This window comes from Thalassospira lucentensis, assembly GCF_050516545.1.
GTDB classification, from domain to species: Bacteria; Pseudomonadota; Alphaproteobacteria; order Rhodospirillales; family Thalassospiraceae; genus Thalassospira; species Thalassospira lucentensis_C.
This window is the reverse complement of record NZ_CP191544.1, coordinates 1771704-1796438: the sequence shown is the minus strand read 5'-3', so window position 1 is coordinate 1796438 and position 24735 is coordinate 1771704. Positions and strand designations below refer to the sequence as shown.

Below are 24735 nucleotides of genomic sequence, written 5' to 3'. Positions count from 1 at the left end.
AAACCCTTCCTTATTTGAAACTCTTGGCGATCTGATCGACGCCAAGGTAACGGGTATAGACGACGACCAGCGCGCCCAGCAGGGCGAGGAGGACAAGCGAAAGAGCAGAGCCAAGCGGCCAGTTCAATTGGGTGACGATGGCTTCAAACACAAGATTGGCAAACATCGCATCACGCGGCCCACCCAGAACAATCGGGGTGATATAGGTGCCAGCAGCCAAGACAAAGCAAAGAAGCGATCCGGCGGCCAATCCCGGAAATGAAAGGGGCAGGGTGACTTCGCGGAATGCTTGCCAACCTGTGCAGCCAAGGCTTTGGGCGGCTTCGGTCAGGTTTTTGTCAATGCCATCAAGGCTGACATAGACATTCAGGATCATGAAGGGCAGAAGATAATGCACCAGACCAAGGATCACGGTGGTCTGATTATACAGCATCTGGATTGGCTCATCGATAATGCCGATTGACAGCATCATGGTATTGAGCGCACCCGATGTGCCGAGAATATTGATCCAAGACATGGTGCGGATGATGTAGCTGATCCAAAACGGCAGCATCAGCATCAAAAGCAAAAATGCCTTGGATTTCATCGGGGTGTTGGCAACGAAATAGGCCGGGATATAGCCGACAAAAGCGCAAATAACGGTGGTATAAAAGGCAATGGCAAAGGTTTGAAACAGGATATCGCGATAGAACCGGTCGCCCAGAACTTCAATCCAGTTATCAAGATAAAAGCCGACTTGATCAGCCCCGGTCGCGGTGCGCAACCAGAACGAATACACGATGATAAACATCATCGGAATGATCAGTAACAGCCCGACTGTTGCCAGTGACGGCGATAGCAGTATCCAAGGAGCGCGGCGCTCCCCGGCAATATCTGCGGCCATTTATGCCTCCCGTTATTATGCTCCGGCGATGCCGTGCGCGGTTATTTGGCCGTTGAAATTTATCTTGGCGCTATTCCACCCCAGACTTGCGCATAGCGCAAATAGATAAGTAGAATAGATCCCATATCCATTTGCTATGGGATGGATTTTTGATGGGTTTCGGTGGGGGATTTCGATGAATGAATTGATGCGGCGCCAATTTGATTGGAACCTGTTGCATACCTTTACCGTGATCGTTGAAGAGCGATCAATCACCGGGGCGGCCAACCGATTGTTGCTGCGCCAGCCCAGTGTCAGTAACGCCTTGAAGCGGCTTGAAGATCAGATCGGTGCGCGCCTGATTGACCGTGAACGTGGCCGGTTTGAAGTTACCGAGCAAGGCCAAGCGCTTTATCACGAATGTCGGGAAATCTGTGGGGCCATCGGGCGGTTGTCTGATGTGATGTCCGATAGCGGCAGTCAATTGACCGGGCATTTGCATTTGTGGTTGGCCAGTCACGTTGTTTTCCCGCCGCTTGATGATGGTTTGTTTGAATTTAACCGTCTTCATCCCGAAGTGACCTATGAAATCAATGTCGCAACATCTGGTCATGTGACCGATCAGGTTCTATCCCAACAGGCCAGTTTTGGCATTTGTCTGGTGCGTGAAAAGCATCCCCGATTGGAATATCGCCGCCTTTATCGCGAACATTTCGGGTTCTTCTGTGGGCCAAGTCATCATTTGTTTGGGCAAAAAGACCTGACATTGGCGGACCTTAGAAGCGAAGCGTTCGTTTCATTTTCGACCGATCAGCTTTCCGATGCGCTTGCCCCGGTGGCCATTTTACGCGCACAACAAGGCATGAAAGGCAAAGTGGTTGCTGTGAGCCCGCATCTTGAAGAAGTAAGGCGCTTGATCAATGCCGGGCTTGGGATTGGGCCACTGCCGATCCATGTGGTGCAAAATGCCACGGAACGCGGCCAGTTATGGCGTCTCCCGCCCTATGTCGACCCGCCAGCGATTGACATTTACCTTGTGACCAACCCGCGAATGTCGCTTAGTCGGGCAGAACGTTTCTTTATCGATAACCTGACCGCACGGTTGGAAAATGCCCCTGATGGCTATTTCGTTTATCCATGATCACGTGATCGGGACTTGCACCATGATGAGGTTTGCGCAAAGCTGCGGGAAATTGCGAATGAACCATCAGGATTGCACATGAAACTGGTCTATTTTTCCTGGGTCAAAGACCGTATCGGCATTGCCGAAGAAACCGTCGAATTGCCCAGTGATGTTAAAACCGTAACCGACCTTTTGGCGTGGTTGCCAACACGTGGGGCGAATTTTGCCAATGCCCTTTCGGAACCTGCGATCATTCGTGTTGCGGTGGATCAGGAATATGCGACGCCGGATATTGACGTTACCAAGGCCACGGAAATTGCCCTGTTCCCGCCGGTTACGGGTGGCTAACGTTCGCCAAAGTCTTGAAATAAATAAAGGCGACCGATGAACGGTCGCCTTTGTTTTTAGATGGCTTGGATATGTCTGGCAGATCAGTCTGGTACAGATGCGGTCTGTGTCAAACTGTCAAAGAACTCCTTGCGACCCAATGTACCGGAAATCTTGCCTTCGCGGGTTAAGATTACCGGGTTCTGGGTGATGGAGCGCATATCAATCAAGTCTTTAAGCAGCACATCGTCTTGGGCAACAAATACCACTGAATTGTCCGTCCCGTCGAGATCAGCGGGCAGGGTGCCATCGTAATTAATCAGCTTAAGTGCGCCGATTGTATTGTGATGGGCCGCCCGGACAACGCCGTTTTCAACCGTGACATGCATGTCTTCATCGGCAATCACAAGGTCGCCCGTGCTGTTGCGTTGATCCTTGGACACACGCTGCATGATCGCACGACCGCGCAGGATGTGGACCGGGTTCATATGGGCGACAAAATCGGCAACATATTCATTTGCCGGACGCAAGGCGATGTCTTCAGGGGTGCCGTGCTGCACAACATAACCGCCTTCCATGATGGCAATCGAATTGCCAAGTTTCATGGCTTCGTCAAGATCATGGCTGACAAACAAAATGGTTTTGTTCAGCTTTTCCTGAAGATCAAGCAACTCGTCCTGCAGACGATTGCGGATCAGCGGATCAAGGGCCGAAAACGGTTCGTCCATCAGAAGGATCGGCGCATCGGTTGCAAAGGCACGTGCAAGACCAACACGCTGCTGCATGCCGCCGGATAATTCATGGGCATATTTGTCTGCCCATTGATCTAGGCCGACAAGGGCGAGTTTTTCATTCACAACTTCGCGGCGTTCCTTTGGTCCCATGCCGCGAAGCTCAAGACCAAAGCCGACATTCTCGGCAACGGTTCGCCATGGCAAAAGGCCAAATTGCTGAAAGACCATCGCAACGCATTCACGGCGCAATTTACGAAGGGTTGGGCCATCACATTTGGTGACGTCTTCCATCCAGTCGCCATCGCGCACCCGAAGCGATCCGCGCGATACGGTATTAAGGCCATTCACACAGCGCAGAAGTGATGATTTACCGGACCCTGAAAGCCCCATCAGAACGCAAATCTCGCCTTGTGGGACATTCAGATTGACACCCGCAACGCCAAGAACATTGTTGTTGGCCTCTGCGATTTCGGAACGGGTCTTGCCAGCATCAAGCAGGGCAAGTGATTCAGCCTGACGATTGCCGAATATGACGTCGATATTTTCAAATTCAATTGCATTGGTCATGATCACTGCCCCGAAGTTTCGTTATTGTCACGGCGGCAGATGCGATCAAGCACAATGGCCAAGATCACAATCGCAAGACCGGCTTCAAACCCTTGGGCGATGTTCACGGTATTCAGGGCGCGTACCACAGGTTTACCAAGGCCATCTGCCCCGACAAGGGCGGCAATCACCACCATTGAAAGCGAAAGCATGATGCATTGGGTGAGGCCTGCCATGATCGATGGCATGGCCGATGGAAGTTCGACCTTGAACAGCAACTGGCGCGGTGTGCAGCCAAAGCTTTCACCGGCTTCGATCAACGCCTTGGGCGTGCTTGAAATGCCCAGATGGGTCAGGCGGATCGGGGCGGCAATTGCAAAGATCACGGTTGAAATCAAACCGGGGACCACGCCCAGACCAAACAGGATCAGGGTCGGGATCAAATACACGAAAGTCGGGATGGTCTGCATCAAATCAAGGATCGGACGCATGGCCTGATACAGCCATGGACGGTGTGCTGATGCAACACCAAGCGGCACCCCAATGACCATGCAAAACAGCGAGGCATAAAGAACAAGTGCCAGCGTTTCCATGGTTTCTTCCCAATAGCCCAGATTAACAATCAAAAGCAGGGAAAGAATGGTAAAGGCCGACAATTTCCATGATTTATGGAGGACGGCAGCCAACACGCCGAAACCGGCAATCATCAAAAGGGGCGGGAGCCACACCAGAAAATCAATGGTGTTTTCAATAATGAATTCAAGAACATCCGAGATGGTATAAAAGACGAAATCGGCATGTTCATTAAGCGCATCCATGAGGGATGCAATCCACTGTCCCAGCGGAATCTTCGTTTCCGTGAGCCATTCCATGGGAAAAATTCCGTTCATTTTTTAAATCAAATTAAAACGCGATACGCCCGCGCGGTGCCCGATTTCGGGGCGCGGGCGTATCGGTAGGATCGCAAATGCGGGCAAGGCCCGCCTATTTACGTAAGCTTAAAGACCAAGGCCGCTTTTGAGGGCTGCCTTTGCGTCACCACCGTCAAAGGTGGTCACGCCGTCAAGCCATGCATATGCTGCATCCGGATTGGCTTTAATCCAAGCAGATGCTGCTTTTGCCGGATCGGTACCTTCGTTAAGGATCGCATCCATGATTTCGTTTTCCATGGCAAGGCTGAAACGAAGGTTGGTCACGAATTTACCCGCATTCGGGCATGCTTCGGTGTAACCGGCACGAAGGTTGGTATGAACCGTAGCACCGCCAAAGTTCGGACCAAATACGTCATCGCCACCATCAAGATAGGCCATGTCGTATTTTGCATTCATCGGATGCGGTTCCCAACCAAGGAAGACGATGAACTGATCGCGCGATGATTTACGCTTAACTTCCGACAGCATGCCCTGTTCGGAGGATTCAACAAGTTCAAAGCCTGCAAGACCGAACTGATCGCCATCGATCATGTCCTGAATCAGACGGTTGCCATCGTTGCCCGGCTCAATGCCGTAAATTTCGCCATCAAGCTGATCTTTGAATTTGGCGATGTCAGCGAAGTCTTTCAGGCCTGCGTCAAAGGCATTCTTGGAAACGGCAAGGGTGTATTTTGCACCTTCAAGGTTTGCACCGGTGGTAACAACAGTCCCTTTGTCGAGATATGGCTGAATGTCGGCGGCCATGGTTGGCATCCAGTTGCCAAGGAACACGTCAACATCGCCATTGGCAAGGCTGGTATAGGTGACAGGAACCGACAGAAGTTCGGTTTCTGCATCATAGCCCAATGCGTCAAGAATAACCGATGCGGTTGCCGTGGTTGCCGTGATGTCGGTCCAGCCAACATCAGAAAACGTTACGGTTTTGCAGGCATCGCTGTCGGCTGCTTTGGCACTTGCGGCACCCAGAAGGGTGGTGGCAATGATGGTGCTGCCAAGAAGACGGCCGAACGTGGAAAGAGTGGTCATGTTTCTGGTTCTCCCTTGTGTAAACCTAACGGTTACTAATGACTGCGAGCACGCAATCATCAGACTCTCGGTTCCGGAGGCCAGACGAACATCAACGTAATATCGTAAGTCGCTAACACTCGCCCAGAGCCACGCAATCAGGTTCCCCAGAACCCCATCGCATGGACCGGAATAATCAGAAAAACAACCGCAAAGCCGCGCAACTATGTGTGATCCCACGGATCTGTGCGCCGCAAATGACGGTGTGTTTTTATTGATTGATTGTTCAATTAAAATACATCATATTCACGTCACGTCAATTGCGAATGGCTAAAAACTGCGTCTTATGCTGTTGCACGGACGCTAAACCCTTTGGATCGCTTTGAATTGGATGATGTGAATGCCCAAGGTTGGTATGCAGCCTGTTCGCCGCAGGCAGTTGATCGACGCGACGATTGAAACCATTCACCGCCACGGTTTTGCTGATACGACGATTGCGCGTATCTCGAAGGCGGCGGGTATGTCGTCGGGCATTATTTCGCATTATTTCGGTGGTAAGAATGCGTTGCTTGAAGCCACCATGCGCTTCTTGATGCAGGAGCTGCGCAACGATTATCTGGTGCGCTTGGCCAATGCAAAAACGCCGATAGACCGACTAGAAGCGATTGTGAATACGAATTTCAACGAAGAACAATTTACCCCACAGGTGACGGTGGCGTGGTTGTCCTTCTGGTCGCAGGTGCCGTTTTCCAAGGCGCTTAACCGTATTAATGCGATCTATTTCAAACGACTGGCGTCCAATCTGCGTCACGAACTGCGCCAACTGACAACGGATCAGCGTGCAGATGAAATTTCGGCCGCACTGGCGGCAATGATTGATGGCATCTGGGTGCGTTCGGGCCTTTCCGAAGGGCGAGCCGATGTCAAAGCCGCGCGCGAAATGGTGCACAGTACCATGCGCCTTTATCTGGCGAATTCGCCCGCGCGCTAAACAACACGTCAAATGTTTAAGATTACGGTCGCCCGACATCGAGGCGGCCTGCAGGAGTTTTGATATGAGCCTTTACCAAATCTTGAATTTCATCAATGGCAAGAAAACCAGCGGTTCTGGTGCTGCGATGGTAACGTTGAACCCAGCGACCAACACGGTTCTTGCCAAGGGCAATGAAAGCACGGCATCGGATGTTGATGCAGCCGTTAAGGCCGCACGTGCAGGGTTTGAAATTTGGAAAAACACACCCGCTGCACAGCGCGCACGTGTGTTGTTTAAGGCTGCCCAAATCCTGCGGGACCGTAACGATGAATTGGCACTGGTTGAAACCCGCGATACGGGCCGCGCCATTCAGGAAACCGAAATTGTCGATGTGATTTCCGGTGTTGAGTGTCTTGAATATTTTGCTGGTGTTGCGGGCAGTCTTGCAGGCGAGCATATCGATCTTGCCGGGAATTTTGCCTATACCCGGCGTGAAGCCGTTGGTGTTTGTGCCGCCATTGGTGCATGGAACTATCCGATCCAGATTGCCTGTTGGAAAGCAGCCCCCGCCTTGGCGTGCGGCAATGCGGTTGTCTATAAGCCATCCGAAGTCACCCCATTATCGGCAATTGCACTTGCCGAAGCCCTGCAGGAAGCAGGTCTTCCAGATGGTGTTTACAACGTGGTCCAAGGGGCGCGCGAATGTGGTGCAGCCCTTGTTGATCATGATGATGTTGATAAGGTTTCACTGACCGGATCGGCGGCAACCGGTGCCAAGGTTGCCGCCGCTGCCGCAGGTGGGATGAAGGCCGTTACCATGGAACTTGGCGGTAAATCGCCGATGATTGTTTTTGAAGATGCCAATCTTGATAACGCGGTTTCGGGCGCGCAGATGGCAAACTTCTATTCATCGGGGCAGATTTGTTCGAACGGCACACGGGTGTTTGTTCATGAAAGTGTTGCCGATACCTTCATCGAAAAACTGATCGCACGGTCCAAGGACCTTGTTCTGGGTGATCCGGAAAAGCCTGAAACCCAAGTTGGCCCGATTGTGACCAAGGCGCAGTTCGATCAGGTAATGTCCTATATCGAAACCGGCAAAAAAGAGGGCGCAAAATGCGTTCTTGGTGGCCATGCCGTAACCGATGGCATGCCGGAAGGTGGTTTGTTTGTTGCCCCGACGGTCTTTGCCGGTTGTTCCGATGATATGACCATCGTGCGCGAAGAAATCTTTGGTCCGGTCATGTCTGTTTTGACATTTAAAGACGAAGACGAAGTCATCAAACGCGCCAATGACACGCAATATGGTCTGGCTGCGGGTGTGTTCACCAAGAATCTGTCGCGCGGTCACCGGGTTGTCGCCCGCCTTGAAGCCGGGACGTGCTGGATTAATACCTACAACATTACCCCGATTGAAATGCCGTTTGGTGGCGTGAAAAAATCCGGTGTCGGTCGTGAAAATGGCCGTGCGGCGATTGAACATTACACCCGCATTAAATCGGTCTATGTCGAAACCGGCGATGTCGAGGCGCCTTATTGATCGGCATATTTGTGATCAAAAAATGGCTGCCCGCAACGTTTGAAAGATAAAAGGGATCAATGATGTCGACCCCAACAAAGACTGAAAAATACGATTACGTGATTGTCGGTTCCGGTTCAGCCGGTGCTGTTTTGGCAAATCGCCTGTCAGAAGATCGCGACGTTAAGGTGTTGGTGCTGGAGGCCGGGCCAGTCGATCATTGGTGGGATTGGCGCATTCATATGCCAACGGCACTTTCCTATCCGATGCAGTCAGAAACCTATAACTGGGCTTATTGGACGACACCGCAATCAAACCTGAATAATCGTCGGATGGAAACGCCGCGCGGGCGCGTTTCAGGCGGATCAAGTTCGATAAATGGGATGGCTTATGTTCGCGGGCACGCGCTTGATTATAATCGCTGGGCCGAAGAAGACCCAAGCCTGAAAGACTGGGATTATGCGCGGTGCTTGCCCTATTTCCGCAAGGCCGATACGCGCAATGAAGATGCCGATGGTGATGAATATCATGGTGGTGACGGGCCGCTTCATGTGACGACCGGTGCCTGTCAGAATGATCTGCATAAAGCGTGGGTCAAGGCCGGGCAGCAGGCGGGGTATGAATACACGCCGGATCAGAATGGCTATCGTCAGGAAGGTCTGGGGACCATGGATATGACGGTCTATAAAGGCCGTCGTTGGTCAACGGCACAGGCCTATCTTCACCCGGCGGCAAAGCGTGAAAACGTCACGGTTTACAATAAAGCATTTGCACAACGCATTGTTTTTGAAGGTGAACGTGCAGTTGGTGTTGACTTCACCCATGAAGGTGAGGCCAAGCGCGCAGTGGTTGACCGTGAAGTCATCCTATCGGCAGGTTCGATCAATTCGCCGAAACTTTTGATGCTGTCAGGGGTCGGTCCGGCAGCACATCTGCGCGAACATGGCATTGATGTTGTTCATGATCTTCCCGGTGTTGGTGAAAACCTTCAGGACCATTTGGAACTTTACGTTCAGATGGAATGCACAAAGCCGGTTAGTCTGAACAGCAAGCTTGATTGGTGGAGCAAACTTAAGATCGGTGTGCAGTGGTATCTGTTTAAAACCGGTCTTGGTGCGACCAACCATTTTGAAGCTGGTGGTTTTATTCGGTCGAAAGCGGGCGTTAAGCACCCGGACCTGCAATATCATTTCATGCCAGCCGCTATTAACTATAATGGATCAAAGGCCGCCGAAGGGGATGGCTTCCAAGCCCATATCGGCCCGATGCGGTCGAAATCGCGTGGGACCGTGCGTTTGGCATCCGCCGACCCAAAAGACCGTCCGATCATTGATCCGAACTATATGAGCCACCCGGAAGACTGGGAAGAAATGCGTGCATCCGTGCGCCTGACCCGTGAAATATTTGGTCAGGAAGCATTTGCCGATTTGCGCGGCAGTGAAATTGCACCGGGCAAGGATATTCAGACCGACGAGCAGATTGACGCATGGGTCGCAGATCACGCCGAAAGTGCTTATCACCCGTCATGCACCTGTAAGATGGGCAGTGATGAGATGTCCGTGGTGGATGAAAACACCCGTGTTCACGGTATCGAAGGGCTGCGCGTGGTTGATAGTTCGATCATGCCAACGATTGCAACGGGTAACCTGAATGCGCCAACGATTATGATTGGTGAAAAGGCCGCTGACATCATTCGTGGGCGTCAACCGCTGGCCCCGTCAAATGCGCCGTATTTCGTGCATCCTGAATGGGAAACCAAGCAGCGTTAAGCGATCGCAGCGACAAAACCATTATTGAAAACCCCAATCGGCCGTCATGCTGATTGGGGTTTTTCTTTTGTAAGATTGCAATCGCGCAAAAGGCAGGTGATGATTGCGGCATATTGTATGCAATTCCCGCAACATGCATATCAACCTGTGAAGTGCCGCCATGCAAGAAATCAGCCTGCTTAATTCCGTGATTGGTCCCGTTATGCGTGGCCCATCAAGTTCGCACTGTGCGGCGCCCTATATGATGGCAAAGCTTGTGCGCGAACTTTCGTGCTCAAACGGTGAAATACTGCAAAATGCGGTGGTGCGGTTTGATCCGCGCGGGTCCTTTGCGCCATGCTATAAGGCGCAAAGTTCGGACGAAAATTTTGCCGCCGGGCTTGCGGGTGCAAAGCTGACCGATGCAGATTACCGCGATATTCTGGGCCGGGTTGAGCGCGGCGAAGGTTTTCAGTTTGCGATTGAGATCGTTGAACTTGAAAACAACAATCACCCCAACCGGGTTGATCTGGAACTGACCGTTGTGGCGACGGATGGCACGAAACGTGTTGATCTTTACACGGGTGCGTCGGTTGGTGGCGGCATGTTTTACATTGATGCGATGAATGGGCAGCCGGTATTTCTGACCGGGAAAACGGCGACGGTGTTTGTCTGGGGTCCTGATGTGGGTGCCCATGCCGATGACCTTGGAAAACAGTTGGCATCGGGTGGAAATACGTTGCTTGGTGTGTCGCTTGATCCATCCCATGAACGAATTGAAGTTTCTTTGCAATCCTTGCCGAATGGGGATGCTTTATCATCGCTACGCGAATGGGATGGCGGTAAAATTTCCGATCTGCGTTATGCCGATGCATCGCAATATCCGGTCTGCGCCACAGATGATTTGTTTTCGACCAGTGAGGCCGTGATTGCGGTTGCCGATGGGCAAGAAGGCGGATCAATTGCCGATGCGGCCCTTGTGCTGGAAGCCAAGCGCCTTGGCCGATCACGCGAAGCCACCCGCGCATTGTTCCGCGAACGCTGTGAATTGATGTTGCGTGTGGTGGCCGAAGGGTTCGATGCAAAACCCGAAGATAACGTGATGCGGTTTTTAACCTTGCGGGCGCGTAAAGTCCGTGATGCCAATCTGCCCGGTGGGCTGGGTGGCCCGGTACTGCAAGACGCCATTGCAGGTGCGCTTTCCGCAATGGAACGCGATTCCAATCGGGGGTTGGTGTGTGCGGCCCCAACGGCAGGCAGTGCAGGTGTCGTTCCCGGAACGCTTTATGGATTGATCCGTCACGGCATTGATATCGAAGGTGCGACGGATGCGCTGCAAGTCATGGCGCTGATCGGGGCTGTATTTGCCGCACGTGGCACGTTTGCTGCGGAATGCGGGGGTTGTTCGGTTGAAACCGGTGCGTCGGCGGCGATGGCGGCGGCGGGTGTTGCGCAGGCCTATGGTGGGGACGCCAAGCAGTGCTTTGATGCAGCCAGCATGTGTTTGATGAATACCCTTGGTCTGGTTTGTGATCCGGTTGGTGGGGATGTTGAAATCCCGTGTCATGCGCGCAATGTTGCGGGTGTGTCGCATGCCTTTTCTTCGGCAATGGCGGTTCTTGCCGGGTTCGATGCGGTTCTGGGATACGATGAATTGGTTGATCAGACAGTGAAAATTGGTGCGATGATGCATCCTGATTTGCGCTGTACGGCGCGTGGGGGCTGTGCTGCGACCAAGACTGCCCTTCGCATGGTCGAAGCCGCAAGCCAAGGTGGGTAAGACTCTAAAACTCAGACCCATTCAGGCGACGGGCAGCACCAGACTTAGCATCTGATCGGCTTGCATTTATCGCGGTTTGAGCAGGGCTTTGCGCAATCCTTTTTCCTTGATCTGATTTGTTTTGGCATAATCGGTGAAATGCGTTTGGAACTGTTTGAAAAGCGCAGTTTTCCCTTGATAGATGGCGCTGTTCGGGCAGGATGGGCCATCGCCACCAACCAAAAATGAGGCCTCCTCGTGTTTACCCCAAATTTGCTGACTGCCAATGACACGGCCGGGGCATATCCTGCGTCCTATTACGCTGCAACTGCCAATGCGACCGAACCGTTTGCCAAGCTTGAAGGGGACCAAACCTGCGACATTGTTGTCATTGGGGGCGGCTTTACCGGGTTGTCATCTGCTTTGCACTTAGCAGAGCGTGGATTTGATGTCATTTTGCTTGAAGCCCACCGGGTTGGATGGGGGGCATCTGGCCGTAATGGCGGGCAAGTTGGTTCCGGTCAGCGCCGTGAACAGGACGATCTGGAAAAGATGGTTGGGCGCGATGATGCCAAAAAGCTTTGGGATATTGCCGAACAATCCAAAGGCATCGTCAAATCCCTGATCGCCAAGCATGGGATTAAATGCGATTGGAAGCCGGGCATTTTGCATGCCGATCATCGCGCACGGTTTGTTGCTGATACCCATGCCTATAGCGAAAAGCTGCGCGACGAATACGGGTATCAGGATATCCGCAATGTCGACCGCGATGAAATGCGCGAGATGCTGGGCACGTCGTTTTATCATGGCGGGTCGCTTGATATGGGGGCGGGGCATATTCACCCGCTTAATTTCGCACTGGGTATTGCGAATGCCGCACGTGCTGCCGGGACACGGATTTTTGAAGGTGCGGTTGTAACGTCTTATGAAAATCAGGCAGGCAAGGTTAAGGTCAAGACCGAGGATGGCGCGGTTGTTAGCGCTAACAAAGTGATCCTTGGTTGTAACGGGTATCTTGATGGGCTGGAAGATCGGGTGGCCAAACGGGTTATGCCGATCAATAATTTCATTATTGCGACCGAACCGCTTTCTGATGATTTGGCGCGCGAATTGATCCGTGATGATGTGGCGGTCGCGGATTCAAAGTTCGTGATCAACTATTACCGTCTAAGTGCCGATAAACGCATGTTGTTTGGCGGTGGCGAAACATACGGCTACACCTTCCCAAAAGACATTAAGTCGTTTGTTTCACCGCATATGATTGAAGTCTATCCGCAGCTTAAAGACGTTAAGATTGATTATGGCTGGGGCGGGACACTTGCGATTACGATGAATCGCATGCCGTTCTTCCGTAAGATCGAAGATAATGTCTTTACCGCGACGGGCTATTCCGGGCACGGCGTTGCCATGGCGACCTTGGCCGGCCAAATCATGGCCGATGCGGTTGCCGGAACGATGGAACGGTTTGATGTGATGTCGAACCTGAAAATCCCGGTCTTCCCGGGCGGTAAAGCATTGCGCTTCCCGCTTTTGGTCGCAGCAATGGTTTGGTATTCGATCCGCGACCGGCTTTAGGTCCGTAACCCTATGCCGGTTCGTTTTGTTTGGCGGTCCTGGCTGAAACCGCATCGCCGGGTTTTTCGTCAATCCCGTCTTTTGCACCGAGTGCGATAAGGCGGGATTTTGTTTTGCGCCAGCTTTGCGGATTGTGGGCCAGGGTGGTTGCGTCACTGAACGACACATCATAACCGCGATCAAGGGCGGCCTTCATCGTGGCGTTGACACAAAAATCCCCGTCCAGTCCGACAATGATCAATTTGCCAACATGATGCCGGTCGAGAACCCGCGACAATTCGGGTTCATGAAAGGCATCTGCACGCGATTTAACGATGTCGTGGTCAATATCGCCATCAATCCGGGCATCAATGTCGAGCCCCTTTGATTTCGGGCAGCCGCGTCCTTCATTCAGCAATTTCACAAGAAAGTTGATGTACCAGCCTGCGAATGTCTGCCGGATCGAAATGACTGGAGAGCCATTGGCATTGGCGGTTTCAACAAGTTTGTTGATGGCCAAAATGCCATTTTTCATCGCATCGGCGGGATAGGTGTGTTTTGCACTGTCCGATGTGAAATCGTCTTGCAGGTCAATCAACAGAAGGGCGGTGTTTGGACGTGATGCCGGATCAATTTTCGGGCCGGAGCTGATGGCCAGGTGGCGGCGATGTCCATACAAAGTATAGGCAATCAGTGCAGCCAGCAAAATGGCGGCGACAAGGATCGCAGACCACATCGTTACTTTCTCCGTTTGTGTCTTAATCCGAAATGGGTACAGACCCTAATCAAAACCGATAATGCACAGATTGATGGATTTTCTTATGGGTTTCAATGCCGTAATACCCCCAAAAAGGATGTCTTGGGCTGAAAACATTATAAGACCATTGTTGTCATGTGTCGCCAAGTCGCATCAACTCTTTACGTTCCAGGACGTAAAGAAGGCATCACGAAGGGGCTGAATTGCCTTCTGGCACATCATGAGGCAGGTTCCAGCCGAAATAGACTTCGACCGAAGTAACACGGCCATCCCGTATGGTCAGGATCTCGGTATTTCTGAAACGACGGCCCGTATTGGCTTCACCTTCATAGGTGACGAAAACAGCATTTCCGTTGGCGACGAGGTGAATAAGTTCGAACCGATCAATCTGTTGATGATTTGGCCAACAGCATTCGAAATAGGAATTTCGATCCAGTTGGTTGTCGAGCGGGCTGCTGAAGCGGAAATCATCGGAAACCAGACGTTCAATCGCATCACGGTCCGAATTTTCATAAGCCTGAAAATAGCGCTGGGCAATGGCAAGTGTGTCAGACATTGGAACACCTTCCGTTTGATACATCGTGCAATCAAGGGCACGGTATCAAAACTGATTGCAAAATGCAATTGGTGTGGTGTTGCCTGTTATTCAGGTGTCCAGTTGGCAACCGGGTCATAGCGTTCGCCCTTTGACAGGATCACGCCGTTATGGGCGGCAATGCCGATTTCAAAGCTTGAAGCAATGCGAAGGGCGCGTTCCATGAAATGTCTGGCGGCGGGTTCTTCGCAATATTCCGACAGTGTTTGCGCAAAAAGCTGCAACCAGCGGTCAAAATGGTGACGGGTGATTTTAAGCGGCATGTGCTTTTGCATCGGGCGGCCGTCATAATTGCCGGTTGCCAGCGCAACCGATGACCAGAACATCACCATGCGGTCCATATGGGTGTCCCAGTTTTCGACTTTTTCATCAAATACCGGGCCGAGTAAATCATCATCACGGACCTTGGCATAAAAGCCATGCACGATGTTTTTGATCATGTCCTGATCAATCCCGGTATCGTCCTTGATACGACGGGTTGCAAGTTCGCGGCGTTCCTTGATTTCGGCAAGGGTCGGCTGTTTGTCGGACATGATGGTAAACCTGTAATGCGCTCAGGATGTCACAGCATTAATGCATGATGCGGTGGTTGGACATGACATATGTCACTTTTGCCCGTTACGCAAACCGATCACGCAATCCGTAATAGCGATAGGCAACTGACCGTGCCGCACGGCGAAGCCCCGGCATGGGGAATTTGTCCATCGGTGTGGTCAAAACCGATCCAATATCGTCTTCGCCAACCGTGCCCAACATGCGCTCAGCCAACAGTTTCCCGCCCATACTTGCCAAGGCAACCCCGTTGCCATGCCATGCAAGGGCCGTCCAAACGTCGCGGTGCCCCGGAACGCGCCCGATATAGGGGCGCCAGCTTTGCGACAGGCAGGCAAGGCCGTTCCAATGATGGGTGAAATCGATTTCGCGCCATGCCGGGAACATGCGGTTGAAGTTTTCCAGAAGATCGCGTTTTCCGGCCTCAAAGGCAGCAGGCGTTGCAGTGATGCCACCACGTCCACCAAACAGGAACCGGTTATCGGGAAGTTTGCGGAAATAATGTAGCAAAATGCGGCTGTCAAAAGCCATCAGGTCACTGGTCCAGCCTTGTGCGGACAATTCATCATCGCTCATCGGACGGGTAACGAGGATGCCGGAAAACACCGGCATCAAACGCCCGCCAATCCAGTTGGGCAAGTTTTCCGAACTGTATCCGTTGGTGGCAATGACGATCTTCCCTGCTGATATCCGGGTATCCCCGGCATGAAGCAGATAGTGATCGCCGTCCTCGGAAAAGCGGTCGATTTTTGCCTGTTCGAATATTCGAACACCTGCGGCAATACATTGGGCATGCAGCCCGATAAGGTATTTCATCGGGTTTAGGCCAAAGCCCGCCTGAACATGCAATCCGCCATAGGTGTCGTTAGCATGCAATCCGCGCTCGATCAGGGTGTTGCGGTCTAGGAACGTGCTTTTGATGTTGGCGTAATTGGCAAGCTCATCAGCTTCGTGGTGCAATTCACCAATGCGGTTGGGTTTGTGCGCCAGGATCACTTCGCCGTCGGAATGGCGGTCGGCATCAATGTTCCAATCCGTCAGGCGGTTTTCAACGAGACGAATGGCGTCATGTTGAATGCGTGCGAATTGTTTGACCGCATCATCGCCAAACTTCTTTGCGAGATAACCGTAATCTTTACCACTGCCGCCCATACAGCAAAAACCACCATTGCGCCCCGATGCACCCCAACCACTGCGTCCAGCATCAAAGACCGCAACATCAGCACCGTTTTGCGCCAATTCCAGTGCCGCAGATAGCCCGCTATACCCACCACCAATGATCGCGATATCGGCCTTAAGGGTGCCTTCGATTGCTAGTTTTTCGCAATCGGGCAGGGTGGGAACACTATCGGCCCAGTAACTGTTGGGCAGGGTGTCGTTTTGATAGGCCAGGGGCTGATAGATGCGTTTGAGCATGGATATCTCTTTGGGCGAGAAGGTGGGTGTGCACAGAGTTAGCTCGGGGTTAGATAAAAATACCCGGCAATGATAGCTCACGCCGGGTATTTCGGTAAGTCATTGTAATCAGATGGTGATTACATTTTTCCGATTTTCTTGGCGGTATCATCAAGTGCCGCACGGAGGCGCTTGACCAACTCGTCGACTTCATCTTTGCTGATGCAAAGCGGTGGCGAGAGAACCATACGGTCGCCACAGGCCCGCGAGATAACGCCATTTGCCACACAGGCATCGCGGCAGATTGTGCCGACGGTTCCCGGTTTTTCAAACGCTTTGCGGGTTTTCTTGTCATCGGTCAGGGGAAGTCCGGCAATCAAACCGATGGTTTCAACCGCGCCGACCAACGGATGGTCTTCAAGGGTTTTAAGCGCCTTGCCAAAATAAGGGCCGATATCGTCATGCACACGTTCGACCATTTTTTCTTCGCGCAGGATGCGGATATTTTCCAGTGCCACTGCCGCACATGCCGGGTGACCGGAATAGGTGAAGCCGTGGGTGAATTCACCGCACTGATTGATCAGAACGTCTGCAACGCGATCACCAACCATGACAGCAGAGATCGGAAGATACCCGGACGACATGCCCTTTGCCATCGGCATCAGGTCCGGCTTGATGTCATAGGTGTCACAACCGAACCATTCACCGGTACGGCCAAAGCCACAGATGACTTCATCGGCAATCAGAAGAATGTCGTATTTTTTGCAGATACGCTGAATTTCAGGCCAGTAGGTCGATGGCGGAATGATCACGCCACCAGCCCCCTGGATCGGTTCACCGATAAAGGCACCAACGCGGTCTGCACCCAGTTCTTCGATCTTTTCTTCAAGCTTGCGCGCCGCAATCAGGCCGAATTCTTCGGGGGTGTGATCGCCACCTTCACCGTACCAGTAAGGCTGATCGATATGAACGATATCGCGCACCAGCGATCCGCCCTGCGAATGCATGCCCGACATTCCGCCAAGTGACGCACCGGCCACGGTCGACCCATGGTAGGCGTTCTTACGGCTGATGATATGGGTGCGATCAGGTTTGCCCTTAAGGTTCCAGTATTGATGAACCATACGGACAACCGTGTCGTTCGCCTCGGACCCGGAATTGGCATAAAAGACGTGGTTCAGGCCTTCTGGTGTGATTTCGGCAAGAACTTTGGAAAGCTCGATCGCCGGGGTGTTCGCACACTGGAAGAAGTTATTGTAATAGGGCAGTTCAAGCATCTGCTTGTAGGCCGCATCGGCAAGTTCTTTACGGCCATAGCCGATATTGACGCACCACAAGCCCGCCATGCCGTCAAGATAACGTTTGCCAGTCGAGTCTTCGATAAACACGCCCTGCGCGCTGGTGATGACCCGCGTGCCACGGTTATTCAAATCCGCTGTATCTGTGAACGGGTGAATATGGTGGGCTTGATCAATGTCCTGCCAATAGGCGGTTTTGTCGAAATTATTCATAACGTCTCCTGACAGCGGTGCTTGTCTACTTTTGTGCGATATGTTGAACATCTGTTTTCAGTGTTCGTTTTTTTGAACACCTTTGCAAGAGGATTTTTAGGCAAATTTTTTGACAGTTATTACTTATTTTTTGTTGTCCAGTGGTTCATGCAGCGTCGGTTTCCACAGATGATTGTTTTAGAGGGATGATTTTATTGCACCGCATGATTTGCACGATATATCGCACGATAGGGCTTGACCGGCGCATTCCGGCACGGCACTGTTGGGTTCAGGGATAAACCCTATAATACAAGGCCTTTTCTGGGAGTATAAGACGATGAACAAGTCGTTCGTCGAAGACGGTAGGGCGGTTGCCCAACGATTCTTTGAAGAAAATCCTGATATCGAACTTGTCGAGCTGTTGATCCCAGACATCAACGGTGTGTTTCGTGGCAAACGAATCAGTAAGCAAAAATTCATCAAAAGCTTTCAGGAAGGCGTCAACCTGCCCGGTTCTGTATGTCTTGTAGACATCACGGGCGACACCCCGGAAGGCACAGGGTTTCTTTGGTCCAGTGGTGATCAGGACAATGTCGCAAAGCCTATTCCCGGTACATTGTGCCGTGTTCCATATGGCGAACTGCCTTTGGCGCAGGTGATGATGAGTCTGTATAACCTTGACGGTTCGCGCTTTTTTGCCGATCCGCGCAATGTTTTGCAGGCAGTTGTTGATCGCTTGTCTGCTGATGGTCTGTATCCGACTGTTGCACTGGAACTTGAATTCTATCTTGCTGATCAGAATCAGGAAACAGCCGCACCACTTCCTCCGCAGCCGCTTGGCGGCGGGATCGCATCGGATGGTGTGCAGGTTTACGGTCTTCAGCAGATCGAAGATTTCGAACGGGTTCTTCATGACGCAGTTGCTGAACTGAACCGTCAAGGCATCCCGGCCGATACGATCGTTGCCGAAGCCGGTCCCGGGCAATTCGAAATCAATCTGGGCCATGTCAGTGACCCGATGATGGCCGCAGACCATGCCATGCAGCTTAAACGCGTCGTCAAAGGCATTTCATGGGATCATGGTGTTACTGCGACTTTCATGGCAAAGCCATATTCTGATCAGGCCGGTAATGGTCTGCACGTTCATGTCAGTTTGCGCGATGAAGACGGCAACAACGTCATGTCGCCCAAAGGCGATGAAGAAGTTTCTGATAATTTGCGCTTTGCTATCGGTGGCCTGCAGGAAGCGATGTTTGAAAGCATGGCAATTTTTGCACCGAATCCGAATTCATTCCGCCGGTTCCAGAACAAGGCCTATGCGCCGATGTCGCCAAACTGGGGTTTGAATAACCGTACCGTCGCACTGCGTATCCCTGCTGGCAGTCCGAATGCCGCACGGGTTGAACATCGTGTGTCTGGTGCCGATGCAAACCCGTATCTGGTTTTGGCATGCGTTTTGGCTGGCGTACATTACGGGATGAAAAACAAACTTGATCCGGGCGAACCCACGGTCGGCAACGGCTATGAGCAGCATGGTGGCAAGATTGTCCCGCGCAGCATGATTTCGGCCCTCGACCGGTTTGTCGAAGGCGATATCGTCAAGGAATATCTTGGTGAACAGTTTGTTGAAGTTTTCGATATCTGCCGACGTGCGGAATATGACGAATTCTTCTCCGAGGTCACGCAGCTTGAATATCGTTGGTACCTCGACGCGGTATAACCGCACCCAGATAAAAAACGACCAATAGGGAAAAGACGGGAATGTCTCAAAAGGTAGGGGATCGTCTGAAGGCTGTGCGCAGCATGTATGGGCTGTCGCAACGTGAATTGGCACGTCGTGCCGGCGTCACCAACAGCACCATTTCAACGATCGAACAAAACCGGGTCAGCCCGTCTATTGATAGCCTTGCCAAAGTGCTGGCAGGCATCCCTATGACCATGATTAATTTCTTCACCATCGATCTTGATAACGGTGAAGAAATTTTCTTTAAAAAAGAAGATCTTGTCGAACTTTCTGACGGGACGATGTCAATGCGTCTTGTCGGGGCATCGCGCAAAGATCGTAAATTGCGCGTGCTGCATGAAACCTATCCAGCGGGTGGCGATACCGGTGACAATCTAATAGTCCAGAAGGGCGAAGAAGCCGGTGTTGTCATTCGCGGTAAACTTGAAGTAACGGTGGGTGAGAGGGTCAAGGTTCTTGGCCCCGGTGATGCGTACTATTTCAACGCGGAAATTCCGCACCGTTTCCGAAATGTCGGGGATGGTGAATGTGAAACTGTCAGTGCCGCAACACCGCCATCTTACTGAGTATCTAATTGATCACGTGATCAACCGGGCATGACACCCGAGCAAATATCAGAATTGAACAAGACTCAAAGCGCCATCCGTCAGGAGATTTCCGATGACCAATCCGTTGAATTTTGAACAGCTGACCGCACAGGCAAAAGCACTTGATATTCGCAATAAAGCGTTCATCAACGGTGCCTATGTTAATGCCGCGTCGGGCAAGACATTTGATTGCATCAGCCCACGCGACGGTTCTGTTTTGACCAAGGTTGCCGAATGCGACGTTGAAGACGTCAATCGCGCAGTAGCATCGGCGCGTGCGGTGTTTGATAAAGGCAGCTGGTCGGAAGCGTCCCCGGCAAAGCGCAAGGCGATCTTGCTTCATTTTGCGGATCTTCTGGAAAAGAATGCGGCTGAGCTGGCCCTTCTTGAAAGCCTTGATATGGGTAAGCCGATCACGATGGCTGCCCGCGATGATATCCCGCTTTCTTACAAGTGCATTCGTTGGTACGCCGAAGCAATCGACAAGATTTATGACGAAATATCCCCATCGGAAATCAATGCCATTGGCATGATCACCCGTGAACCGCTTGGTGTGGTTGCTGCTGTGGTGCCATGGAACTTCCCGCTGATGATGGCGGTCTGGAAGCTTGGCCCGGCATTGGCGATGGGCAATTCGATCATTCTTAAACCGGCTGAACAGTCACCTTTGACGGCCCTGCGCGTTGCGGAAATCGCGGTTGAGGCGGGCATTCCCGAAGGTGTCTTGAACGTGATTCCGGGCTTTGGCCCGACGGCGGGCAAGGCGCTTGGCCTGCATGAAGATGTTGATTGCATTGCCTTTACCGGGTCAGGTGAAGTCGGCAAGCTGTTCTTGCAATATGCCGGTCAGTCAAACATGAAGCGCGTCTGGCTTGAATGTGGGGGCAAAAGCCCGAACATCGTTCTGGCCGATTGCCCGGATATGGATGCGGCGGCCTCGGCGGCGGCAGGCGGCATTTTCTATAATCAGGGTGAAGTCTGCACCGCAGGGTCGCGTTTGATTGTCGAAGAAAGCATCAAGGACGAGTTTATCGAAAAGGTCATCGCCGAAGGTGCCAAAATGCAGCCGGGTGATCCACTTGATCCGAAAAGCCAGATGGGTGCGATTGTTGATGAAAATCAGATGAACCGCGTTCTGGGCTATATCGAAAAGGGTGCGTCCGAAGGTGGTGTTTTGCGTGCTGGCGGGAAACGTGCGCGGACAGAATCGGGTGGTTATTACGTTGAACCGACCGTGTTTGATGGCATCAAGAATGACATGACGATCGCCAAGGAAGAAATCTTTGGCCCGGTTCTGTCGGTTATTTCGGTCAAGGATTGGAAAGAAGCAGTTCAGACCGCAAATGATACGCCATATGGTTTGGCAGCGGCGGTTTGGACACGCGATATTAACAAGGCCCACATGACCGCAAAGAAACTGCGTTCGGGTCTTGTTTGGGTGAATTGCTGGGACGGTGGGTCCATCACCATGCCGTTTGGTGGCTACAAACAGTCGGGTACGGGGCGCGACCGTTCGTTGCATGCGCTTGATAAATATTGTGAAATTAAGTCGACCTGGATTGCACTGGGCGACGCCTGATTTTAAAGCAGGTTCTCATTCGGAGATAAGGGAAGAAAAATGAGCAGCACCGGCGTCATTGACACCAAGGGCGGTGATAACGCCTTTACCGCGAAATCTGTGCATCAGAACACCAGCGAACCGATGTATTCCGGCGCGCTGTCCTTCATGCGCCGTATTTATTCGCGCGATCTGAACGGTATTGATATTGCCGTGACCGGTATTCCTTATGATCTTGCAACGTCAAGCCGACCGGGAACGCGTCTTGGCCCGCAAGGTGTGCGCCGTGCGTCGGCCAATCTTGCATGGGCACCGCATTTCCCGTCCGGTCGCGATATCTTTGCCGAACTTTCGGTCATTGATTATGGCGATATGGTTATCGATCCGGGTCACCCGGAAAAATTACCCGAAATGATCGAAGATCATGCCCGCGATATCGTTCAGTCCGGTGCCAAGATGCTGACCATTGGTGGGGATCACTTCATCACCTATCCGGTTCTGAAAGCACATGCTGAAAAATACGGTGATGGTATTTCCCTGATCCAGTTCGATGCCCATTCCGATACGTGGGAAGATGACGGGGACCGTATTGATCACGGCACCATGTTCTGGCATGCCGCGCAAAAGGGCATTGTTGATCCGTCGAAATCGATTCAGGTCGGTATCCGGACCCACAATGAATCGACCCACGGGTTCAATATCCTGTATGGCCCGGATGTTCAGTCAATGTCGATTGACGCGATTGTTGAAAAGATCAAAGCAACAGTTGGTAATAACCCGGCCTATATCACCTTTGACATTGACGGGCTTGATCCGTGCTATGCACCGGGGACCGGAACGCCGGTTCTGGGCGGTTTGACCACCCATCAGGCCGTATCGATCCTGCGCGGGCTTGCCGGTCACATCAATCTGATTGGCAGTGACGTTGTCGAAGTTTCCCCACCTTATGATGTTTCGGACATTACCGCCCTTGCCGGGGCGACGATGGCGTGGGAAATGCTCAATATTCATGCGGTGAACCGGGCGAAATAAGCCCCACATCATCGCAGGCCGTCTGGCATCAAGTTGATATGTCAGTTTGGCGAAAATTTTCGGGCTGGTACCTTTTTCGGGTGCCGGCCCTTGTTTTTTCTTTTTCCTGTGCTCTGATAGCGCGATGAAAAGAAAAGATATGTATGAGGAGAACGAAAGATGAAGCCGATTGCGATTTCGCGTTTAACGATCTGTGGTATTGATGAATTGCCGACCCATCGCAATCACGGGGTTTCCCATGTGCTGTCCGTGCTTGATCCTGAACGAGAAGATCCCAGCATATTTTCCGATTACGCGCCGCACGAACGCACGATCTTGCGGTTTCATGATGTGATTGAGGACAAGGAAGGCCGCCCAGCGCCAATCAAGGCCAATGTCGAGGCGATCCTTGAATTTGGAGAAGGTCTTAAAAGCAGTCAGGAAGAACGTCGCGATGGGCATTTGCTTGTGCATTGTCACATGGGGGTGTCGCGTTCGACTGCAGCGATGATTACCCTGATGGCGCAATGTGAACCAGATCGCGATGAAGACAGCATTTTCACCAGCATCCGTGATATCCGCCCGATTGCCTGGCCAAACTCGGTCATGATTGCCTTTGCCGATGATCTTCTTGGCCGGAAAGGGCGCCTTACCGAAGCCCTTCATCGTCACTACGCAGCCCAATTGGCGCGAGATAAAATGTTTGAAGGTTGGATGACCGATCTTGAACGTCAGCGTGAGGTCGAATTTGGTCGCGCGATCATGCCGCAAAAGACATCTGCCTAGGCAATCGACATAGACCGGATTTATTTTGGTTTGCGTGTCAAATTGAATCGATTTAAAAGCGTTCCGTCCCACAGACCGCAACACTGATTTTGAATAACGGGTCCGCGCGATAAAGCGGACAATCCGAACGGAGAAACGCAATGACAGCTAAAGCTGTTTGTCTTGGGGAATTGCTGATTGATTTTGTCCCGACGGTAACCGGTACCGGTCTTGCCGATGCACCGGCCTTTGCCAAGGCGGCAGGTGGCGCGCCGGGGAATGCTGCCGTGGGGCTCCAGCGATTGGGCATTGAAACCGGTTTTATCGGCAAGTTGGGCGATGATGCCTTTGGCCATTTTCTGGTTGATACGCTTAAAGATGCCGATGTCGATACATCGGGCATTGTTCTGACCAAAGAAGCCCTGACCGGGCTTGCCTTTGTGTCGTTGCGCGCAGACGGGGAACGCGAATTTTCGTTTTACCGCAGCCCGTCTGCCGATATGCTGCTGTGCCCGGCCGATCTTGATCAGGACATGCTGAAATCAACCGACCTGTTCCATTACGGAACGCTGTGTATGATTGATGATGATCCGCGTGCCGCAACGCTTGAGGCAATCAAAATTGCCCGTGACAATGGTGCGGTGATTTCGTGTGACCCAAATCTTCGCTTGCCCCTGTGGCCAAGCGTTGAGAAGGCCCGCGAAATCCTGCGCCTTGCGATTAGTCAGGCCGATATTGTTAAAATGTCGGACGAGGAAATCACATTCGTTTCAGGCAAGGATGACCTTGAAGAAGGCATCAAAGACCTGTGGTGTGACGGGTGGCGCGCCTTGATTGTGACCTATGGCCCCAAAGGATCGCGTTTCATTACCCCGAAATTTGACGGTTTCGTGCCATCGTTTAACATCACGGCTGTTGATGCAACCGGGGCCGGGGATGGATGCACGGCAGGTTTCCTATCGCGTCTTCTCAAGGATCCGGATCTTTTGGCATCGGAAGAAAAGCTTATCACCGCGTGCCGGTTTGCCAATGCGGTCGGGGCGATTACAGCGACCAAGCGCGGTGCCATTAATGCGCTTCCGACCGAAAAAGAGGTCGAAGCGTTTCTCGCGTTCCGTTAAATTGAATTTATGCGGCGGCCATAATCTTGCCGCCGCAGTCTGTAAACTGTCCCACACATGGTTTGATCAAGATGCTAG

The 24735-nt window shown here is 52.2% G+C and carries 22 protein-coding genes; 13 read left to right on the top strand and 9 right to left on the bottom strand.

Annotated elements, in window-relative coordinates; translation table 11 throughout:
• Window positions 1–10 precede the first annotated feature (10 nt).
• A complete protein-coding gene (locus ACQ0MK_RS08355) occupies window positions 11–883 on the bottom strand; it encodes an ABC transporter permease (protein ID WP_430475612.1) in 873 nt (290 codons plus the stop codon).
• A gap of 175 nt (window positions 884–1058) precedes the next feature.
• Here ACQ0MK_RS08355 and ACQ0MK_RS08350 point away from each other — a divergent pair, with 175 nt between their 5' ends.
• Both ACQ0MK_RS08350 and moaD read left to right on the top strand, forming a co-directional pair.
• Window positions 1059–2003 carry a LysR family transcriptional regulator gene (locus tag ACQ0MK_RS08350; protein WP_430475611.1) on the top strand — a complete coding sequence of 315 codons (945 nt, stop codon included), beginning with the start codon at window positions 1059–1061 and terminating at the stop codon, window positions 2001–2003.
• A 78-nt stretch (window positions 2004–2081) separates the two neighbouring features.
• Complete coding sequence (gene moaD, locus ACQ0MK_RS08345) at window positions 2082–2333, top strand: molybdopterin converting factor subunit 1 (RefSeq protein ID WP_430475610.1); 252 nt, start codon at window positions 2082–2084, stop codon at window positions 2331–2333.
• Between the two features lie 83 nt (window positions 2334–2416).
• On the opposite strand, the gene choV is transcribed toward moaD, so the two are convergent.
• From choV to ACQ0MK_RS08330, 3 genes are all read right to left on the bottom strand, one after another.
• On the bottom strand, window positions 2417–3613 hold the full coding sequence (choV, locus tag ACQ0MK_RS08340) for a choline ABC transporter ATP-binding protein (RefSeq protein WP_430475609.1): 1197 nt from the start codon (window positions 3611–3613) through the stop codon (window positions 2417–2419).
• A 2-nt stretch (window positions 3614–3615) separates the two neighbouring features.
• A complete protein-coding gene (choW, locus tag ACQ0MK_RS08335) occupies window positions 3616–4464 on the bottom strand; it encodes a choline ABC transporter permease subunit (protein WP_430475608.1) in 849 nt (282 codons plus the stop codon).
• 126 nt (window positions 4465–4590) lie between these two features.
• Window positions 4591–5550, bottom strand: coding sequence for a choline ABC transporter substrate-binding protein (locus ACQ0MK_RS08330; RefSeq protein WP_430475607.1), 960 nt, complete (start codon window positions 5548–5550; stop codon window positions 4591–4593).
• Between the two features lie 379 nt (window positions 5551–5929).
• Here ACQ0MK_RS08330 and betI point away from each other — a divergent pair, with 379 nt between their 5' ends.
• From betI to ACQ0MK_RS08305, 5 genes are all read left to right on the top strand, one after another.
• Window positions 5930–6520: a choline-binding transcriptional repressor BetI gene (gene betI / locus ACQ0MK_RS08325; RefSeq protein WP_430475606.1), complete on the top strand. Its 591-nt coding sequence runs from the start codon at window positions 5930–5932 to the stop codon at window positions 6518–6520.
• A 64-nt stretch (window positions 6521–6584) separates the two neighbouring features.
• Window positions 6585–8042, top strand: a complete 1458-nt coding sequence (gene betB / locus ACQ0MK_RS08320) for a betaine-aldehyde dehydrogenase (protein WP_430475605.1) — start codon at window positions 6585–6587, stop codon at window positions 8040–8042.
• 62 nt (window positions 8043–8104) lie between these two features.
• Entirely contained in the window at window positions 8105–9790 is a 1686-nt protein-coding gene (gene betA / locus ACQ0MK_RS08315; RefSeq protein ID WP_430475604.1) for a choline dehydrogenase, read from the top strand.
• Between the two features lie 160 nt (window positions 9791–9950).
• Entirely contained in the window at window positions 9951–11549 is a 1599-nt protein-coding gene (locus ACQ0MK_RS08310) for an L-serine ammonia-lyase, iron-sulfur-dependent, subunit alpha (RefSeq protein WP_430475603.1), read from the top strand.
• Window positions 11550–11786: 237 nt separating this feature from the next.
• Window positions 11787–13103, top strand: a complete 1317-nt coding sequence (locus tag ACQ0MK_RS08305; protein WP_430475602.1) for an NAD(P)/FAD-dependent oxidoreductase — start codon at window positions 11787–11789, stop codon at window positions 13101–13103.
• 10 nt (window positions 13104–13113) lie between these two features.
• Here the strand turns inward: ACQ0MK_RS08305 and ACQ0MK_RS08300 are convergent, their stop codons facing one another.
• The 5 genes from ACQ0MK_RS08300 to ACQ0MK_RS08280 form a co-directional block, all read right to left on the bottom strand.
• On the bottom strand, window positions 13114–13818 hold the full coding sequence (locus ACQ0MK_RS08300; RefSeq protein ID WP_430475601.1) for a cysteine hydrolase family protein: 705 nt from the start codon (window positions 13816–13818) through the stop codon (window positions 13114–13116).
• 208 nt (window positions 13819–14026) lie between these two features.
• A complete protein-coding gene (locus ACQ0MK_RS08295) occupies window positions 14027–14395 on the bottom strand; it encodes a nuclear transport factor 2 family protein (RefSeq protein WP_430475600.1) in 369 nt (122 codons plus the stop codon).
• Window positions 14396–14481: 86 nt separating this feature from the next.
• The gene (locus ACQ0MK_RS08290; RefSeq protein WP_430475599.1) at window positions 14482–14967 is read right to left on the bottom strand and encodes a group III truncated hemoglobin; all 486 of its coding nucleotides are present in this window, start codon (window positions 14965–14967) and stop codon (window positions 14482–14484) included.
• An 85-nt stretch (window positions 14968–15052) separates the two neighbouring features.
• The gene (locus tag ACQ0MK_RS08285) at window positions 15053–16402 is read right to left on the bottom strand and encodes an NAD(P)/FAD-dependent oxidoreductase (RefSeq protein WP_430475598.1); all 1350 of its coding nucleotides are present in this window, start codon (window positions 16400–16402) and stop codon (window positions 15053–15055) included.
• A gap of 119 nt (window positions 16403–16521) precedes the next feature.
• Window positions 16522–17892, bottom strand: coding sequence for an aspartate aminotransferase family protein (locus ACQ0MK_RS08280; protein ID WP_430475597.1), 1371 nt, complete (start codon window positions 17890–17892; stop codon window positions 16522–16524).
• Between the two features lie 316 nt (window positions 17893–18208).
• On the opposite strand from ACQ0MK_RS08280, the gene ACQ0MK_RS08275 reads away from it, so the two are divergent.
• The 6 genes from ACQ0MK_RS08275 to ACQ0MK_RS08250 all read left to right on the top strand — a co-directional run bounded on the left by ACQ0MK_RS08275 (window position 18209) and on the right by ACQ0MK_RS08250 (window position 24657).
• Window positions 18209–19591 (top strand): glutamine synthetase family protein, encoded by a 1383-nt coding sequence (locus tag ACQ0MK_RS08275; RefSeq protein ID WP_430475596.1) that lies wholly within the window; start codon window positions 18209–18211, stop codon window positions 19589–19591.
• Window positions 19592–19632: 41 nt separating this feature from the next.
• Entirely contained in the window at window positions 19633–20181 is a 549-nt protein-coding gene (locus ACQ0MK_RS08270; RefSeq protein ID WP_430475595.1) for a cupin domain-containing protein, read from the top strand.
• A 94-nt stretch (window positions 20182–20275) separates the two neighbouring features.
• Window positions 20276–21781, top strand: a complete 1506-nt coding sequence (locus ACQ0MK_RS08265) for an aldehyde dehydrogenase (RefSeq protein WP_430475594.1) — start codon at window positions 20276–20278, stop codon at window positions 21779–21781.
• A gap of 39 nt (window positions 21782–21820) precedes the next feature.
• The gene (speB, locus tag ACQ0MK_RS08260; protein ID WP_350046009.1) at window positions 21821–22792 is read left to right on the top strand and encodes an agmatinase; all 972 of its coding nucleotides are present in this window, start codon (window positions 21821–21823) and stop codon (window positions 22790–22792) included.
• A gap of 159 nt (window positions 22793–22951) precedes the next feature.
• The gene (locus tag ACQ0MK_RS08255; protein WP_430475593.1) at window positions 22952–23557 is read left to right on the top strand and encodes a tyrosine phosphatase family protein; all 606 of its coding nucleotides are present in this window, start codon (window positions 22952–22954) and stop codon (window positions 23555–23557) included.
• A gap of 140 nt (window positions 23558–23697) precedes the next feature.
• A complete protein-coding gene (locus ACQ0MK_RS08250) occupies window positions 23698–24657 on the top strand; it encodes a PfkB family carbohydrate kinase (protein WP_430475592.1) in 960 nt (319 codons plus the stop codon).
• Window positions 24658–24735: the final 78 nt, after the last annotated feature.